Raw genomic sequence first — 17,880 nt, 5'->3', positions numbered from 1 at the left:
GCCTCCCGTCACGGGAATCGAGATGTTTGAAAACCTAGACCTGACCAAACTGCTATTCGGCCGCCTTTCCCTGGAGGCCATTCCCTATCACGAGCCCATACTGGTCGTGACCTTCATCGTGGTGGCGCTGGGAGGCCTGGCGCTGCTGGGCGCCCTGACCTACTACCGCGTGTGGGGTTACCTGTGGCGCGAATGGTTCACCAGCATCGACCACAAGAAGATCGGCATCATGTACATCGTGCTGGGCATCGTGATGCTGCTGCGCGGATTCTCCGACGCCATCATGATGCGGCTGCAGCAGGCCGTCGCCTTCGGCGACGTGGCCGGATACCTGCCACCGCACCACTATGACCAGATCTTCACGGCGCACGGCGTCATCATGATCTTCTTCGTGGCCATGCCGCTGGTCACCGGATTGATGAACTACATCGTGCCGCTGCAGATCGGCGCCCGCGACGTCGCCTTCCCGTTCCTGAACAACTTCAGTTTCTGGATGACCGCGGGCGGTGTCGTGCTGGTGATGATGTCGCTGTTCGTGGGCGAATTCGCGAAGACGGGCTGGCTGGCGTATCCGCCGCTTTCCGGTATCGCGCAGAGTCCGGACGTGGGGGTCGACTACTACATCTGGGCGTTGCAGGTCGCTGGCCTGGGCACATTGCTATCCGGCATAAACCTGCTGGTGACCATCGTCAAGATGCGCGCACCGGGCATGCGCCTGATGAAGATGCCGGTGTTCACCTGGACCGCGCTGTGCACCAACGTCCTGATCGTCGCCGCCTTCCCGGTGCTGACCGCCGTGCTGGCCCTGCTGACGCTGGACCGCTACGTCGGCACGAACTTCTTCACGAACGACTTCGGGGGCAACCCGATGATGTACGTGAACCTGATCTGGATCTGGGGCCATCCCGAGGTGTACATCCTGATCCTGCCGGCGTTCGGCGTATTCTCGGAAGTGGTGTCCACCTTCAGCGGCAAGCGCCTGTTCGGCTACGCCTCCATGGTGTACGCCACGGTGGTGATCACGGTGCTGTCGTACCTGGTGTGGCTGCATCACTTCTTCACCATGGGTTCCGGGGCGAGCGTCAACTCGTTCTTCGGCATCACGACGATGATCATCTCGATCCCGACGGGAGCCAAGATCTTCAACTGGCTGTTCACCATGTACCGCGGCCGCATCCGCTTCGAGGTGCCGATGCTGTGGACGGTGGGCTTCATGATCACGTTTGTCATCGGCGGCATGACCGGCGTGCTGCTGGCGGTGCCCCCGGCGGACTTCGTGTTGCACAACAGCCTGTTCCTGATCGCGCACTTCCACAACGTGATCATCGGCGGCGTGGTGTTCGGCATGTTCGCCGGCATCAACTACTGGTTCCCCAAGGCCTTCGGCTACAAGCTGGATGATTTCTGGGGCAAGTGCTCGTTCTGGTTCTGGCTGGTGGGCTTCTGGGTGGCCTTCATGCCGCTGTACATCCTGGGCCTGATGGGGGTGACGCGGCGCATGAACCACTTCGACGACTCGTCGCTGCAGATCTGGTTCGTGATCGCCGCGTTCGGCGCTTTCCTGATTGCCCTGGGCATCGCCAGCTTCCTGATCCAGCTGGTGGTGAGCTACCGTCGCCGCGAGCAGTTGCGCGACGTCACCGGCGACCCCTGGCATGGCCGTACGCTGGAATGGTCGACGTCCTCGCCGCCGCCCGCGTACAACTTCGCCTTCACCCCGCAGATCCATGATGGCGACGCGTGGTGGCAAATGAAGCAGCGCAACTTCCGCCGTCCGACCGAAGGGTTCATTCCGATCCACATGCCGAAGAACACGGCTGCCGGCATCATCCTCGCGGGCCTGAGCACGGCGCTGGGCTTCGCCATGATCTGGCACATGTGGATCCCGGCCGTCGTATTCTTCGTGGCCCTCCTGGCCGTGGCGATCGGCCATACCTTCAACTACAAGCGCGATTACTACATTCCTGCGGACGAGGTCGTTCGCGTCGAAGCCGAGCGTACCCGTCTGCTAGCCAACCATGTCTAAATCTTCCGTCATCATGCAACCCGGCGCCGCGGCGTCGGCGGAGCCCCTCAGCTTTTACCTGACCGAGGAACATCACCCGAAGAACGGCACGCTGCTGGGCTTCTGGGTGTACCTGATGAGCGATTGCCTCATCTTTGCGTGCCTGTTCGCGGTGTACGGGGTGCTCGGCCGCAGCTACGCCGCCGGCCCCTCGGGCGCCGACCTGTTCGACCTGCCCCTGGTGGCCTTGAACACGTCCATGCTGCTGTTGTCCTCCATCACGTATGGCTTCGCCATGCTGGAGATGCAGCGCAACCGCCTGGCCGGCACGCAGATCTGGCTGCTTGTCACTGGCCTGTTCGGCGCGGTCTTCATCGGGCTGGAGCTGTACGAATTCGCCCACCTGATCCACGAAGGCGCCGGGCCGACGCGCAGCGCTTTCCTGTCGTCCTTCTTCACACTGGTCGGCACGCACGGCCTGCACGTGACCTGCGGCATCATCTGGTTGATCACGCTGATGGTGCAACTGGGCCGCTATGGCCTGACTTCCGCCAACAAACGCCGCCTGATGTGCCTGTCGATGTTCTGGCACTTCCTGGACGTTGTCTGGATTGGCGTCTTTACCTTTGTCTACCTGATGGGAGTGCTGCCATGAGCACGCATACCGGCACACTGGGCCATGGCGACCACGGCCATGACCATGACCACCACGACCACCATGACGATCACGACGACGGCGCCAGCCACAGCACCTTCAAGGGGTACATGACCGGCTTCGTGCTGTCGGTGATCCTGACCGCCATTCCCTTCTGGGTGGTGATGGGCAAGGTCTTCGAGGACTCCAGCACGACCGCCCTGGTCATCCTGGGCCTGGCGGCGGTGCAGATCGTGGTCCATATGATCTACTTCCTGCACATGAACGCGCGCTCCGAAGGCGGGTGGACCATGCTGGCGCTGATCTTCACACTGGTGCTGGTCGTCATCACACTGAGCGGCTCGCTGTGGGTCATGTACCACCTGAACGTGAACATGATGCCCACCATGCAAGAAATGAAGAACATGCCTTGACGACGCGGCAACCTCGTTCCTCCACCGCCCAGCCGGACGCCGCACCGCGCGTCCGGCGCCGCCCGGCCACACTGGTGTGCCTGGCGGTTGTGGCGGTTTTGCTTTTTTCAGGCTTCTTCGCCCTCGGCACCTGGCAGGTCCAGCGACGCGCCTGGAAGCTGGACCTGATCGCCCGCGTGGACCAGCGCGTCCATGCACCCGCGGTCGCCGCGCCCGGTCCGGATCGCTGGCCGCAGGTCAGTGCCGACAGCGACGAGTACCGGCATGTCGCGCTGGTGGGCCGTTACCTGTACGCCAAGGAAACGCTGGTGCAGGCCAGTACCGCGCTGGGCAGCGGCTATTGGGTAATGACGCCGTTGCGCCAGCCCGATGGCGCCGTGGTACTCGTCAACCGCGGTTTCGTGCCGGGCGACCAGCGCGACCGCATCGCCCATCCGGACACCGCGGCCAGGACCGACACAACGGTCACCGGACTGCTGCGCGTCACCGAACCGCACGGCGGCTTCCTGCGCCGCAACGATCCGGCCGGCAACCGCTGGTATTCGCGCGACGTCCAGGCCATCGCGGCCGCGCGCGACCTGTCCGATGTAGCGCCCTACTTCGTGGATGCCGCGGCGGATCCCCACGCGGCGCCGGACACATGGCCGGTGGGCGGCATGACGGTTATTGCCTTTCACAACAGCCACCTGGTGTACGCCGTGACGTGGTACGCGCTGGCGCTGATGGTGGCGGGCGCGGCGTTCTACACCGTGCGCGAAGAGCGCCGCCCGCGGCGGCCGGGCTAGCGAATACACTGGGCCGCAGGGAGAACGCGAAGATGACGCTTACGACGGAGCCGGCGGCGCTCGGCGCCGGGCCGCCGGCCCACCCACCCCGCCGCCGCAGACACGACACTACCGGCCACAAGAATATGCAGCAGCTGATCCAGCTGCGCTGGATCGCCGTGCTCGGCCAGGTCGCCACCATTTACGTGGTGTCCATGGGTTTCGGCGTACCGCTGCCGCTGAACCAGATGCTGCCCGTGCTTGGGGCGCTGGCCGTCTTCAACATCGTAGGCATGCTGCGCCTGCGGCTCGCGCCCGAAGTCACCAATAGCGAACTGCTGGTGGCGATGCTGGTCGATGTCGGCATGCTGACTGCCCAACTTTACCTGAGCGGCGGCGCCACCAATCCCTTTGTTTTCCTCTACCTGGTGCAGGTCACGTTGGGCGCCGTGCTGCTGCGGCCCTGGAGCACCTGGACCCTGGTGGCGGTCACGGCATTGTGCTTCATGCTGCTGGCCGCGGTGGGGCGTCCCCTGACGCTCCCGCTGGACCATGGAAACGGACTGGCCAGCCTGTACGTGCAAGGCATGCTGATCTGCTTCGCCCTGAACGCGGCCCTGATCGTTGTGTTCATCACGCGCATCCATGGCAACCTGCGCGCGCGTGACGCCCACCTGGCCCACCTGCGCCAGCGCGCGGCGGAGGAGGAACACATCGTGCGCATGGGACTGCTCGCCTCCGGGGCCGCCCACGAGCTGGGTACGCCGCTGGCGACCATGGCGGTGATCCTGGGAGACTGGCGGCATATGAAAGCAATCAAGGGCGATTTGCAGCTGTTGCAGGAAGTGGGCGAAATGCAGGCCGCGGTGGCGCGCTGCAAGTCCATTGTGAGCGGCATCCTGCTGTCGGCGGGGGAGGCGCGCGGGGAGGCGCCGGCGCAGACCACCGTGCATACCTTTCTGGACGACCTCGTCAATGACTGGCGGCTTACCCGCGCTGCCGGCGACCGCTTGCGCTACCGGAACACCTTCGGCGAAGACCTGCGCATCGTCTCGGATTCCGCCCTCAAGCAGATGATCTGTAACGTGCTGGACAATGCGCTGGAGGCCGCCCGGCACGACATCGAGCTGCACGCCGCCCGCGACAATGACACGCTGAGCCTGGAAATCGCCGACGACGGCCCCGGTTTCGCGCCGCAGATGCTCGCCACCTTCGGCAAGCCTTATCAATCCAGCAAGGGACGCCCGGGCGGCGGCCTGGGGCTGTTCCTGGTCGTCAACGTGGCCCGCACCCTGGGCGGCACCGTGACCGCCGACAACCGGCCCGAAGGCGGCGCACGGGTCACGCTGCGGCTGCCCCTGTCCGCCATCACGCTGGAAGATGGAGAGGCGCATGCCACAGCCGCCTGACGCCCCCGTGCGGGACAGCGCAGACGAACGGCTGCTGCTTATCGTCGAGGATGACGAGACCTTCGCGCGTACGCTGGGCCGTTCTTTCGAACGCCGGGGCTATCGCGTGCTGCACGCCACCGGCCTGGAAGGCGTCATCGCGCTGTTGCCCGATCACAAGCCCGACTATGCGGTCGTGGACCTGAAGCTCAAGGGCGAGGCATCGGGCCTGGCCTGCGTGCAGGCTTTGCATGCGCACCATGCCGACATGGTCATCGTCGTATTGACCGGCTTTGCCAGCATCGCCACGGCGGTGGAGGCCATCAAGCTGGGCGCGCGCCACTACCTGGCCAAGCCCTCCAACACCGACGACATCGAGACCGCGTTCGGGCGCGACCGCGGCGACGCGGAGGTCGAACTGACGGATCGCCCCACTTCCATCAAGACCCTGGAATGGGAGCGCATCCACGAGACGCTGGCCGCCACGGGGTTCAACATATCCGAGACTGCGCGCCGATTGGGGATGCATCGCCGCACCTTGGCGCGCAAGCTGGAAAAACAACGGGTGAAATGAGCGGCGGCGGCGTTCCAGCCGCCTCACCCGCCCTGCCACGCGCCTGCGCCGCCGGCGCGCTCGACGGCCGCCGCACACGCCTAGTGGCGCGTTTCCCCCTGCAGCCACCGACGCTTGTCGCGCATCGGCGCCGTGCCGAAGAGGCGGCTGTACTCGCGGCTGAACTGCGACGCGCTTTCGTAACCGACATGGTGCGCCACCACGGCGACGTCCGTATCGCTCATGAACATCATGCGGCGCGCCTCCTGCAGGCGTAGCTGCTTCTGGAACTGCAGCGGACTCATCGCCGTCACCGCCTTGAAGTGATGATGGAAAGAGGAAGGACTCATATGGGCATGGCGCGCCAGGTCCTCGATGCGCAACGGCCGCGCGTACTGCTCGCGCAATAGGCGTATGGCGCGCGCGATGCGGTGCGTATGGCTGTCCTTCATGGCAAGCTGCCGCAGCGCGGCACCCTGTCCGTTCATCAACAGCCGGTACAGGATCTCGCGCTTGACCATGGGCGCCAGGATGGGAATATCCGTGGGCGTCTCCAGCAAGCGGAGCAGCCGCAGCACGCCGTCCAGCAGGCTATCGCCGATGCGGTTCACATACAGTCCCCGCGACGCTTCATGATGCGGGGAAGGCGGCAGGTCGACGTCGCGGATCAGGGCGTCGATGTCCTCGATATCCAGGTCCAGGCGCAGGCCCAGGTAGGGCTCGGAGGGATGGCTCACCGTCACCTTGCCGATCACGGGAAGATCCACGGAAGACACCAGATAATGCAGAGGATCGTATTCATAGACCTCGCTGCCTACCAGCAGCCGCTTGGATCCCTGAGCGATCACGGCGAAGATCGGCATCTGCAGGCTATGGTGCGGTCCGTCTGGACAGGTGATGCGGTGCAGGTGCAGGCCGGGTACGGCTGTCGACATCGTGCCTTCCAGCGTTCCGGTGAGGCGCTCCAGCAGGCACACCAGTTCGCGCCGCGGCGCGCACAGCGGGGCCGCTTCCGCGGCATCCCCGCTCTCGCGGGAAAGGGAAGGATCGGTAATTTCGTTCAAGCCCATGGATGGTCACCGGAATGGAGCGGCGCCGGCATCGGCGGCGGCGCACAGCCTGCCGGGGCGCGTGGAATTTTGTGCAATGCAAGCATAGCGCCAGATGTTTTACAGGAAAGCGATATCCCTGCTGCCAGCATTGCTGCTGGAGGATCAGGCAGCAATCGAACAGTATTGAGCACCCATGGGCCCGCGGGCGGTCGCATACTTTGGACACATCGCTTCGCGTCCACCGACTTCAAGGAGTCCTTCCCATGCGTTACAGAAAATTCGGCAGCACCGGCCTTTTCGTCTCTGAGCTATGCCTGGGGACCATGACCTTCGGCGGTGAAAGCGGCACCATGTACGGGCAAATCGGCAACCTGGCCCAGAAGGATGTCGATACGCTTGTCGGCGCCGCCGTGGATGCCGGCATCAATTTCATCGATACCGCGAACGTATACGCGGATGGCCGTTCCGAAATGCTGACAGGGCAGGCTTTGAGGAACCTGAATATCCCGCGCGAAAACGTGGTGGTGGCATCCAAGGTGCTGGGCGAAACCGGCACCCGCGCCGTCAATTCGCGCGGACTGTCCCGCTTTCACATCATGGAAAGCGTCAAGGCGTCGCTGAAGCGCCTGCAACTCGACCATCTGGATCTCTATCAAGTACATGGCTTCGATCCCGCCACACCGATCGAGGAGACCCTGCGCGCGCTGGACACTCTGGTGCAGCACGGGCACGTGCGCTATGTGGGCGTATCGAATTGGGCGGCGTGGCAGATCATGAAAGCGCTGGGCATCTCGGAACGCCTGGGACTGGCCCGCTTCGAGTCGCTGCAGGCCTACTACACGGTGGCGGGCCGCGACCTGGAACGCGAGATCGTGCCCTTGCTGCGCAGCGAAGGGTTGGGCCTGATGGTCTGGAGCCCGCTGGCCGGCGGCCTGCTGAGCGGCAAGTACGGCCGCGACAAGCAGGCCGAGCAAGGCAGCCGCCGCACCACCTTCGATTTCCCCCCAGTGAACCGGGATCGGGCCTTCGACTGCGTCGACGCCATGCGCGGGATCGCCGAGGCGCACAAGGCCTCGGTGGCACAGATCGCCTTGGCGTGGCTGCTGCATCAGCCCGCAGTGACCACAGTCATCATCGGGGCCAAGCGCATCGACCAGTTGCAGGACAACGTGGGTGCCGCTTCGATTCAACTGACTGAAAGCGAACTCGCCACGTTGGAGGAAGTCAGCGCGCTGCCCGCCGAGTATCCGGGCTGGATGCTCGAACGGCAGGGCGGAGTGCGCCAGCGCCTCCTCGCGCACGGAACGCTGGCGTGAGGATCGCCTGCACCGGAACGATGCCGTGGTGACGCGGACGGACGGCAGTCGCCCCCGTCCGGCCCTACCGAAGCCGCGCGCCCGCCCGGCGCTCCCCCGCAGGCCACCGCACATGCTGTGATAAGGTAAACAGGGACATTTCGAGGAGGACTTCGAATATGGACCTTGTTCTGTCTTTGGAACATCCCTGGTTCGTGGTGGCCGGGAGCGCCCTGGCCGCCGTGGCCATCGCCATGGCGGTCCACCGTATCGGCGCAATGGTTTTGCGTCGCCTGACGCGCCATCGCCCCCTGCTCGGACGGATGGTGCGCGACGGCTATACGCCGGCCCGCTGGACCATTATCGCATTTGCCCTGCAACTGGTGTGGCAAGGCGCGCCGGACACCCTCCACGGCATTGTCGGTACGCGCGACATCACGCGGCTGGTTTTCATCGGCACGGTCACATGGCTGCTGGTACGCTGCTGCACGGCCATCGGCCGCGGCGTCGTCGCGCTGCATCCGGTCGACGGCGCCGACAACCTGACCGCTCGCCGCATTCACACGCAGACACAGGTGTTGATACGCTGCGCCAACTTCGCCATCCTGCTCGTCGGTGTGGCGGCCATGCTGATGACCTTTCCCGAAGTGCGCCAGATCGGCGCCAGCATCATGGCCTCGGCTGGACTGGTCGGTATCGTGGCGGGGCTGGCCGCACGTCCCGTGCTGGGCAACCTGATCGCCGGACTGCAGATCGCCATCACGCAGCCGATCCGTATCGACGATGTGCTGATCGTCCAGGGCGAATGGGGGCGGGTGCAGGAAATCACGGGCGCATACGTTGTCGTCCGGCTGTGGGACGAACGGCGCCTGATCGTGCCGCTGCAGTGGTTCATCGAGAATCCCTTCCAGAACTGGACACGCAGCACCGCCAGCCTTATCGGTTCGGTGTTCCTGTGGCTGGATTACCGCATGCCCCTGGAACCGCTGCGCAAGGAACTGGAGCGGTTGTGCGAGGACACCGATGAGTGGGACAGGCGCGTTTGCGTGCTACAGGTGACTGATACCAGCCCGCAGGCCATGCAGGTACGCGCACTGGTCAGTGCGAGCGATTCCAGCAAGGCCTGGGATCTGCGCTGCAAGGTCCGGGAAGGGTTGGTCGCGTATGTGCAGCGCCATCATGCGGACTGCCTGCCGCGGCTGCGTGCCGAACTGGGCAGCAGGCCCGACGTCGGCGGTCGCGCAGCCCATCCGCCGCGCGAGCTCTCGTCCCCTACGGTCTAGCGGCGCGCGCCTCCGTTCCGTTCAATATGCGGCGGCCGCGCGCGGCGTCATGACCGATAGAGGTTGCTCCAACTTGTATCGCTCCAGCGCGCGCATGCCCGCGGCCGCGGCCTCCGATGCGGATTCGCAATATCCGTCGCTTGCTACCAATGTCCCCTTTCCATGTTCCTTCGACAGCGCGAGATAGATATACCAGCCGTAATCGCCCGAGGCAGTTTGATCCACGTCGAGCGTGAGCCGGTATCCCTCGCCCATCGTCATATAGAGTTCCATGTTCTCCCCTTAGACACTGCGCTTCTATAGCATGCCGACGACGGGGCGTGGAACCGGAAAACTCCCTCTTGACTCGGCAACATGCCCGACCTCCGCGCATGCCATGTTAGTCCAGCCGCGCGCGAGGGCCAGCCTCTCCCTTGGGTGGCTCAGCTGTCAAGCAACGAACAGCACGATGCCCTTCCGATCATTGCTGATTTTTCGTTTTCTTTCGAAACATTCGCGCGTGCTTATAACGAATGCGGGTGATACGGTTGCACTGTCGTTCGCAATTGCCAATAAGCTGTACGGGCATCGCGGGCGGCCACACGTGCTTGTTTACGCCACGGCTTCGGCCGTGGCTTTTTCATATGGCAACACATGGGATGCAGCCTGCGCGGGTAATTTGCAACCAGTCGCAATAAGTAGCGGTTCTGCAACGGACCACGGGTGAGGGCGACGCTACCGGCCGGGGTCGCTACTTATACTTTGCCCACTTTCGGGATGGCTTCCGTTTCTCGTCTGTTCCGGGTGCTAGTGTCTTTCCGCAACGCAAAAGACGGCAGCGGAACAGCCCGGGGAATATCCGCCCCGATCGATAACCCGTCAAGCAAACCGGGCGCTTCGCGGAACGGAGACACCGCGATCGAACGATGAGGTCCATGTGCAAAGAGTAGGCAGCGTAGTGATCGTCGACGATCATCCCATGATCCGTTTCGCGGTCAGAACAATACTGGAGCAGAATGGCTGGGAAGTCGTGGCCGAAGCGTCGAGCGGCGTCGACGCATTGACTGCGGTGCGCCAGCACCATCCCGACCTGGTCATCCTGGATATCGGCATCCCGAAGATGGACGGCCTGATGGTAATCAGCCGCTTGCGGGGCGATAGCCAGGACCACAAGCCCGGCATCGTCGTCCTCAGCGCGCAGAATCCCGACCACCTCGCGGCTCGCTGCCTGCACGCGGGCGCCACCGGCTTCGTCTACAAGGGCAAGGAGCTGCAGGAACTGGTCTGCGCGGCCAAGGCGGTCCTGCAAGGCAATATGTACTTCCCCAGTGTGGCGCTGCACCCCTGCGGAGACCGCGGAGCGGCGCTCAGCGAAACCGCATTGATCGAGCAGCTATCGGATCGCGAACTGGTCGTCCTGCAGCATCTCGCTCGCGGCGCGCTGAACAAAACGATCGCGGCGACGCTTATGCTCAGCGAAAAAACGGTCAGTACCTACAAGAGCAGACTGCAGGAAAAGCTGAACGCCGCCACGCTCCTCGAACTGACGGATATCGCGCGGCGCAACGGCCTGGTGTAACGGCATGCGCGATGTCATGCGCAACCGCGCGGCCGGGCTGGTCCTCTCCATGCTGTTCGTCTGCGCCCCCATTGCATTGACCATGCTGGGACCGGACGACGCGTACTTCGACGACGACGGGCAGGCCGAGGCCCTCGTCACGCTGGCCGTCAAGGAGTGGCGCAACCTCGATCCCTCCACGGCAGCTATCGCAGTGCTGGGCGCGATGCTGACGGCCTGGAACGGGTATCTGAGGTCCGCCCGGCGCGCCGCTGAATCGGCCAACCGCGCGAAAAGCGATTTCGTGGCGACGATCAGCCACGAAATCCGCACACCCCTGAACGCCATCGCAGGCATGCTGGAGCTGGCGCAGAACAGGACCCTGGCCCCCGACGATGTGCAGGAATGCCTGCATATCGCGCACTGTTCGGCGCAGGCCCTGCTCGGCCTCATCGGGAATGTCCTGGATGTGGAGAAGATCGAGCACGGCAAGCTGACGTTGGCTCCCGAAGACACCGATCTGGTCGAACTGACGCAGGGAGCAGTGCGCATCTTCGAAGGGTTGGCGCACGGCAAAGGCATTGCCCTGCGCCTGCGCGTAAGCGAGAACGCGCGCGTCGCCGTTCAGGTAGACCGGGGCCGCTTCAAGCAGGTCGTGTCCAATCTGGTCAGCAACGCCGTGAAGTTCACGCATGCGGGCCACGTCGAGGTGCGCGTCGACGCGCGTCCCGCGGACGAGGCGCACCTGGCTGTCACGATCGAAGTCGTCGATACGGGCATGGGGATCGAGGCGGCGGACCAGCGCAAAGTCTTCGCGCCGTATACGCAGACATACGGTGGCGCCCGCGTCCCGGGCGGCACCGGCCTGGGACTGTGCATCGCGCAACGCCTGGCCCGGCTGATGGGCGGCACCCTGAAGCTGGAAGGAGCCCGCGGTGTGGGTTGCACCGCCCGCTTCGCCTTTGTCGCCGCCCGGGCGCGCCTGCCCGCCAGCAGTAGCGAGGTCCCGCCGCACTCGGACGGCGCGGCCTCGCCGCTGCGGGCCCTCGTCGTCGATGACAACGCGGCCACCCGCACGTTGCTGCGCAAGCAATTGGAGCGACTGGGCCATCGCGTGGTTCAGGCCGGCAGCGGCAACTCGGCCTGGCGGCTATGGCGCGCGGGCCTGTACGACCTGGTGGTGACCGATTGCAGTATGGTCGATGGCAGCGGCTATGCCCTGGCCCGTCGCATCCGCGACTGCGAAGCGCACCGCCGGCGCCTCCCCTGCACGATATGGGCCTACACGGCCAATGCGCAGCATAGCGAGGTCGAGCGCTGTCGCCAGGCGGGCATGGACGCCTGCCTGTTCAAGCCCGTGACGCTGGAGGGGCTGCGCCAGAAGCTGGCGCAACGGCTGCCGTGCGCGCAGCCGACATCTGGCGCGTGTCGCGAAGATCCCGGTTTCGACCTCGGCGCCATCGCGGCGCTGGCGGACGGGGACGCGACATTGGCCGAGCGCTTCCTGGCCGAGCTGCTCGACGCGAACGAGCGCGACGGCGCGGCGCTCGAGGACGCGTTGCGGGCGCAATCCCCGCGGGCCGTCAAGGCGGTACTCCATGCGATCAGCGGCGTCGCCCGCATGGTGGCCGCGACATCGCTGGCCAACGCCTGCATGGCCGCCCAGGATGCGCTGGACAGCGGCACGGCGGTCGACACCGGAACGGACATCAACCTGGACACGCCGGCCGGCGACCGCCGGGCCGGCCCCAGTGCGCGGCCCGACACGGGCGCGGCCAACGACCCAGCCGAAGCGCCGTGCAGGGCGGTCCTCGAGGAATTGGCCGCGTTGTCGCGCTCCGTACGCGTCTGGCTCGATACGGCGCCGGATGACAGCGACTACGCCTGATCCACCTCCATCAAGGAGGCCGGCACGAATACCGTGCCCGCCATCAGCCTGCGGGCGCTGCGGCTCAAGGTCACCTTGGTGACGGCCCACTGCCCCGCGCGTTCCTGCGCCTCGGCGCCGACGCGCAGCCGTCCGGATGCGTGTCCGAAACACAGGCTGGCGCGCGCGCCGCCGAGAATACGGCTGACGATGGTCCCGGGCACCGCCGCGGCCGCGGCGATCGCGACGGCACCCGTGCCGGTCATCGCGTGATGCAGCTGGCCCATGGACATGATGCGCGCGACGACATCGATCTGCGCGGCCCCGACCGGACTGCCGCTGGACGCGACATAGTCCACCGGCGGCCCGAAGAAGGCCAGCTTGGGCGTATGCTGCCGCGTGCTGCTTGCCTCCTCCGCTGTGCGCGCTGCGCCCATCGCCACCGCGGCGTGCGCACGTACGGCCTCCAATCTGGCGAGCAGCGGCGCGTCGCCGTTCACACGGGCCTGGTTCTCCGTGCCTGTCAGCCCCAGCGCCGCGGCGTCCACGAACACCGCGGGATTTCCTGCATCGATCAGCGTCGCCTCGATCGTCCCCACGCCGGGAACCTCGATCCTGTCGATGGGTCGGCCCGTCGGGAACATGCCGGCGCCGTGCGCATCGCCCGCCGCGCCGGGATCGAGGAATGTGATCGGGATCTCCGCGGCAGGGAAGGTCACGCCATCGAGCTCGAAGTCCCCCAGCTCCTGCACCTGCCCATCCCGCATCGGCACTTGCGCGATGATCCTGCGCTGGATGTTGGCCTGCCAGATGCGTACCGTGGCAACGCCGTCCGCGGGTGCCTGCACCAGGCCCCGGTGGACCGCGAAAGGGCCGACCGCCGACGTCAGGTTGCCGCAGTTACCGCTCCAGTCGACCAGGGCCTGGCCGATGGCCACCTGCCCGAACCAGTAATCGACATCGCAATCAGGACGGCTGCTGGGGCCGACGATGACAACCTTGCTGGTGCTCGATGTCGCGCCGCCCATGCCGTCGATCTGCTTTCCATAGGGATCGGGGCTGCCCGCCACCCGCAGCAGTACCGCGTCACGCCGTGCCGGGTCGGCCGGCAGATGGTGCGGAAGAAAAAAGACGCCCTTGCTCGTGCCGCCTCGCATGTAGAGGGCCGGTATCTCGATTTGTCTCGCTACGCTGTTCATCGACGTTCCACAATGTAAAGGACGACGTGCCGGACGCGGCGAGCGCCATCCGGGCTTGCCAGGATGCCGCCGCGGCCGCACGATGTTACTTCCGCCGCCACCCACGGCAAAGGGCGCCATGGCACCACATGGCATGGGCTTTGCTGCCGCCGCTGGTTTGCTGTCCCACGCCGATGCCGGCTGCGCCCGGTGAAGGAGTACGCACAATGGACCACGCCACGACGCCCGCACAGGCGAAGCCGCTCGACGATGGCGAAATCGAGGCCCTGGACGCCTACTGGCGCGCCTGCAACTACCTGGCTGTGGGAATGATTTACTTGCGCGCAAATCCCCTGCTGCGTGAACCGCTTGCGGCCGAGCATATCAAGCGCCGGCTGTTGGGGCATTGGGGGTCCGACCCCGGCCAGACCTTTGCGCTGGTCCACCTGAATCGGCTGATCCGCCAGCACGATCTCAACGTGATTTACCTCGCGGGCCCGGGGCATGGCGCGCCAGCCACGCTGGCCCATGCCTACCTGGAAGGCCGCTATTCCGAAATCTATCCGGACCGCAGCCAGGACGCCGACGGGATGCAGCGCTTCTTCCGCCTGTTTTCCTTTCCTGGCGGAATAGGCTCGCACTGCACGCCCGAAACGCCGGGCTCCATCCATGAAGGCGGCGAGCTGGGCTATAGCCTTTCCCACGGTTATGGCGCAGTGTTCGACAATCCGGACTTGATCGCGGCCGTGATGATCGGCGACGGCGAAGCGGAGACCGGCCCGCTGGCCACGTCCTGGCATTCCAACAAATTCCTGAATCCGGCGCGCGACGGCGCCGTGCTTCCCATCCTGCACCTGAATGGCTACAAGATTGCGAATCCGACCATCCTGGCCCGCATACCGCACGAGGAACTGACTTCGCTGTTGGAAGGCTACGGCCACCGCCCTTATTTCGTGGAAGGCGACGACCCCGAACGGATGCATCGCGAGATGGCGGCCACGCTGGAGCGCTGCATCGATGAAATCCAGGAGATCCAGCAGCGCGCCCGCACCGGGGGCGACCTGCGGCGCCCGCGCTGGCCCATGATCGTCCTGCGTTCACCCAAGGGGTGGACCGGGCCGAGGATGGTAGACGGCCACCACGTTGCGAACTTCTGGCGCGCGCACCAGGTTCCGGTCACGGACCCGGCCACGAATCCCGAGAGCCTGAAAATCGTGGAAGACTGGATGCGCAGCTATCGGCCCGAGGAACTGTTCGACGAGCGCGGCGCGCCGGTGCCGGGGCTGCGCGCGCTGGCGCCGTGCGGCGACCGCCGCATCAGCGCCAACCCGCACGCCAACGGCGGCCTGCTGTGCAAGGACCTGGACATGCCGGCCTTCCGCGGCTACGCCGTCGATGTCCCTGCCCCGGGACAGCGCTATCTTTCATCGACGCAGGTGCTGGGCGGCCTGCTGCGCGATGTCATGCGACGCAACATGACGAACTTTCGCCTGTTCGGCCCCGACGAGACGGCGAGCAACAAACTGACGGCCGTCTACGAGGCGTCCCCGAAGACCTGGATGGCTTCCATGCTGCCGGAAGACCAGGACGGCGGGGAACTGGCGCCCGACGGCAGGGTCATGGAAATGCTTAGCGAACATACCCTGGAAGGGTGGTTCGAAGGCTATGTGCTGACCGGTCGCCATGGCTTTTTCGCCAGCTATGAGGCATTCGTCCACGTCATCGACTCGATGTTCAACCAGCATGCGAAATGGCTGGAGAAGGCCAAGCTGGAGCTGGCGTGGCGCGCGCCCATCCCCTCTATCAATATTTTGATCACCTCCCTGGTCTGGCGCCAGGACCACAACGGCTTCACGCACCAGGACCCGGGATTTCTCGACGTCGTCTGCAACAAGAGCCCGGAGATCGTCCGTGTCTACCTGCCGCCGGACGCGAACTGCCTGTTGAGCGTCGCCGACCACTGCCTGCGCACGCGCGATTATGTGAACGTCATCGTCGCGGACAAGCAGCCGCACCTGCAATACCTGGACATGGATACGGCAGTCAGGCACTGCACCAAGGGCATCGGCATCTGGGAATGGGCGTCGACCGACCAAGGCGCGGAGCCCGATCTCGTCATGGCCTGCGCCGGCGACGTGGCCACCATGGAAGCCCTGGCCGCCGTGCAGATACTGAAGGACAAATTCCCCGGACTGAAGATCCGCTTCGTGAATGTGGTGGACCTCTTCCGCCTGCTGCCGGACACCGAGCACCCGCATGGCCTGCCCGATCGCGACTTCGATACCCTGTTCACCATCGGCAAACCGGTGATCTTCAATTTCCACGCCTACCCCGCGCTGGTGCACAAGCTCACGTACCGGCGCCACAATCACGACAACATCCATGTGCATGGCTACCGGGAGCGCGGCAACATCAACACGCCTTTCGAGCTGGCCATCGTCAACGAGGTGGACCGCTTCCACCTGGCGATGAAGGCCATCGACCATGTGCCGGAACTGCGGCTGCGAGGCGCCCATGTGAAGGAATGGCTGCGCGACCAGATCATTGACCACCTGGAATTCGCGCACACCGAGGGCATCGATCGCGACGACATCCGGGACTGGACCTGGACCTCCTGATCCACCGAGAGCCTAGCCGTCATGCCATCCCACGCAGCATCGATACTGGTATTGAACAGCGGCTCGTCATCGCTGAAGTTCGCGGTGTTCGACCGCGGCCCGGACGACGAGAAGACCCTCATCGAAGGCAAGGCGGAAGGCATCGGCCGTTCCGACGGCCGCTTGCGGATCAGGAATGCGCAAGGGGGGACGATCCACGACGAAGGCCATGGCATGGCCACGCAGGCCGACGCGCTGGCGACCCTGGGGCGCACGCTTGGCCAGGCGATGGGCGCGCCCCCGGCCGCCATCGGACACCGTATCGTGCACGGCGGCCCCCATCTACGGACCCATCAGCGCCTGACGTCCGCCGTCATCGCGCAGTTGCACCAGGCCGTGCACTTCGCGCCCCTGCACATCCCGGTCGCACTGGCGCTGATCGAACAGGCGCAAGCGACCTGGCCGGAGGCGCCGCATTTTGCCTGCTTCGACAACGCCTTCCATCGCACCCTTCCACCCCGCGCGAGCCGGCTGCCGCTGCCGGACCGGTACGGGAACGCCGGCGTGGTGCGGTACGGGTTCCACGGGCTTTCCTATGAATCGTTGGTCCATCGACTGGGGCCCGACCTGCCGCCGCGCGCCGTCTTCGCGCACCTGGGCAATGGCGCCAGCCTGTGCGCCGTCCAAGACGGCGTATCCGTGGATACCTCCATGGGCTTCACCCCGACAGGCGGCATACCCATGGGCACGCGCAGCGGTGACCTGGACCCCGGCGTGCTGCTTTACCTGATGCGCACCGAAGGCCGCAACGCCGACGACCTGGAAAACATGCTGAACCAGGAGAGCGGACTGGCGGGGCTGGCCGACGGCGAGAGCGACATGCAGGCGCTGCTAGCGCGCTGCGCGGCGAACGACGAACGCGCCGAACTGGCGGTGGAAGTCTTCGCCACGGCCGTCCGCAAGCAGATAGGCGCCTATGCCGCGCTGATGGGCGGTATCGATCTGCTGGTGTTTACCGGCGGCATCGGCGAGCACAGCGCCGACATCCGCCGCCGCATCGTCGCGGGACTCCAGTTCATGGGCATCGGGCCCGCGGTGCCCGGCCCGGGCGTCATGGTGGTTCCCACAGAGGAAGAGCGGCAGATGGCGCGCCACTGCCGTGCCCTGATGCTGAAGCCATGAGCGCGCGCGGCCGCAAGCCCGTTGCCGGCGCGGCGGTAAAGCAGCAGGGCGAGCCGGCCATGGGCATGGCCCGTGCTGGGATTTCCGCTCCAGGCCTGATGAATATCCTCC

At 65.4% G+C, this 17,880-nt stretch carries 15 protein-coding genes; 12 read left to right on the top strand and 3 right to left on the bottom strand.

Going from position 1 to position 17,880, the window contains the following annotated elements:
• Window positions 1-22: 22 nt before the first annotated feature.
• The 6 genes from cyoB to BAU07_RS07110 are packed head-to-tail and all read left to right on the top strand — an operon-like array spanning window position 23 to window position 5,799.
• Window positions 23-2,026, top strand: a complete 2,004-nt coding sequence (gene cyoB / locus BAU07_RS07135) for a cytochrome o ubiquinol oxidase subunit I (RefSeq protein WP_066655343.1) — start codon at window positions 23-25, stop codon at window positions 2,024-2,026.
• A complete protein-coding gene (cyoC, locus tag BAU07_RS07130) occupies window positions 2,019-2,660 on the top strand; it encodes a cytochrome o ubiquinol oxidase subunit III (RefSeq protein WP_066655341.1) in 642 nt (213 codons plus the stop codon). Before cyoB ends, cyoC begins: the two co-directional genes overlap by 8 nt.
• Entirely contained in the window at window positions 2,657-3,073 is a 417-nt protein-coding gene (cyoD, locus tag BAU07_RS07125) for a cytochrome o ubiquinol oxidase subunit IV (protein ID WP_066655340.1), read from the top strand. The genes cyoC and cyoD overlap by 4 nt, the downstream gene beginning before the upstream one ends.
• The gene (locus BAU07_RS07120; RefSeq protein WP_084025464.1) at window positions 3,070-3,858 is read left to right on the top strand and encodes an SURF1 family protein; all 789 of its coding nucleotides are present in this window, start codon (window positions 3,070-3,072) and stop codon (window positions 3,856-3,858) included. Before cyoD ends, BAU07_RS07120 begins: the two co-directional genes overlap by 4 nt.
• 32 nt (window positions 3,859-3,890) lie before the next feature.
• Window positions 3,891-5,246, top strand: a complete 1,356-nt coding sequence (locus BAU07_RS07115; RefSeq protein WP_084025462.1) for an ATP-binding protein — start codon at window positions 3,891-3,893, stop codon at window positions 5,244-5,246.
• Window positions 5,230-5,799 carry a response regulator transcription factor gene (locus BAU07_RS07110; protein ID WP_066655338.1) on the top strand — a complete coding sequence of 190 codons (570 nt, stop codon included), beginning with the start codon at window positions 5,230-5,232 and terminating at the stop codon, window positions 5,797-5,799. The genes BAU07_RS07115 and BAU07_RS07110 overlap by 17 nt, the downstream gene beginning before the upstream one ends.
• A gap of 80 nt (window positions 5,800-5,879) precedes the next feature.
• Here BAU07_RS07110 and BAU07_RS07105 read toward each other — a convergent pair whose 3' ends face one another.
• The gene (locus BAU07_RS07105) at window positions 5,880-6,848 is read right to left on the bottom strand and encodes an AraC family transcriptional regulator (protein ID WP_066655336.1); all 969 of its coding nucleotides are present in this window, start codon (window positions 6,846-6,848) and stop codon (window positions 5,880-5,882) included.
• A gap of 245 nt (window positions 6,849-7,093) precedes the next feature.
• Between BAU07_RS07105 and BAU07_RS07100 the strand changes: the two genes are divergently transcribed.
• Both BAU07_RS07100 and BAU07_RS07095 read left to right on the top strand, forming a co-directional pair.
• Window positions 7,094-8,146, top strand: coding sequence for an aldo/keto reductase (locus BAU07_RS07100; RefSeq protein WP_066655334.1), 1,053 nt, complete (start codon window positions 7,094-7,096; stop codon window positions 8,144-8,146).
• Window positions 8,147-8,304: 158 nt separating this feature from the next.
• The gene (locus tag BAU07_RS07095) at window positions 8,305-9,408 is read left to right on the top strand and encodes a mechanosensitive ion channel family protein (protein ID WP_066655332.1); all 1,104 of its coding nucleotides are present in this window, start codon (window positions 8,305-8,307) and stop codon (window positions 9,406-9,408) included.
• A gap of 21 nt (window positions 9,409-9,429) precedes the next feature.
• Here BAU07_RS07095 and BAU07_RS07090 read toward each other — a convergent pair whose 3' ends face one another.
• On the bottom strand, window positions 9,430-9,681 hold the full coding sequence (locus BAU07_RS07090; RefSeq protein ID WP_066655331.1) for a hypothetical protein: 252 nt from the start codon (window positions 9,679-9,681) through the stop codon (window positions 9,430-9,432).
• A 643-nt stretch (window positions 9,682-10,324) separates the two neighbouring features.
• Between BAU07_RS07090 and BAU07_RS07085 the strand changes: the two genes are divergently transcribed.
• Entirely contained in the window at window positions 10,325-10,966 is a 642-nt protein-coding gene (locus BAU07_RS07085) for a response regulator transcription factor (RefSeq protein ID WP_232338261.1), read from the top strand.
• Window positions 10,967-10,970: 4 nt separating this feature from the next.
• Window positions 10,971-12,833: an ATP-binding protein gene (locus BAU07_RS07080; protein WP_066655330.1), complete on the top strand. Its 1,863-nt coding sequence runs from the start codon at window positions 10,971-10,973 to the stop codon at window positions 12,831-12,833.
• Here BAU07_RS07080 and prpF read toward each other — a convergent pair.
• Window positions 12,824-14,011, bottom strand: coding sequence for a 2-methylaconitate cis-trans isomerase PrpF (gene prpF / locus BAU07_RS07075; protein WP_066655325.1), 1,188 nt, complete (start codon window positions 14,009-14,011; stop codon window positions 12,824-12,826). The two genes, BAU07_RS07080 and prpF, sit on opposite strands and share 10 nt — an antisense overlap.
• A 206-nt stretch (window positions 14,012-14,217) precedes the next feature.
• Here prpF and BAU07_RS07070 point away from each other — a divergent pair, with 206 nt between their 5' ends.
• Together BAU07_RS07070 and BAU07_RS07065 are read left to right on the top strand one after the other, a co-directional pair.
• Window positions 14,218-16,608: a phosphoketolase family protein gene (locus BAU07_RS07070; protein ID WP_066655323.1), complete on the top strand. Its 2,391-nt coding sequence runs from the start codon at window positions 14,218-14,220 to the stop codon at window positions 16,606-16,608.
• Window positions 16,609-16,629: 21 nt separating this feature from the next.
• A complete protein-coding gene (locus BAU07_RS07065; protein ID WP_066655320.1) occupies window positions 16,630-17,769 on the top strand; it encodes an acetate/propionate family kinase in 1,140 nt (379 codons plus the stop codon).
• Window positions 17,770-17,880: the final 111 nt, after the last annotated feature.

The organism is Bordetella flabilis, from assembly GCF_001676725.1.
In the GTDB taxonomy this organism is placed as follows: domain Bacteria; phylum Pseudomonadota; class Gammaproteobacteria; order Burkholderiales; family Burkholderiaceae_B; genus Bordetella_C; species Bordetella_C flabilis.
The sequence above is the reverse complement of the archived record's forward strand: the minus strand, read 5'-3'. Positions and strand labels throughout refer to the sequence as shown.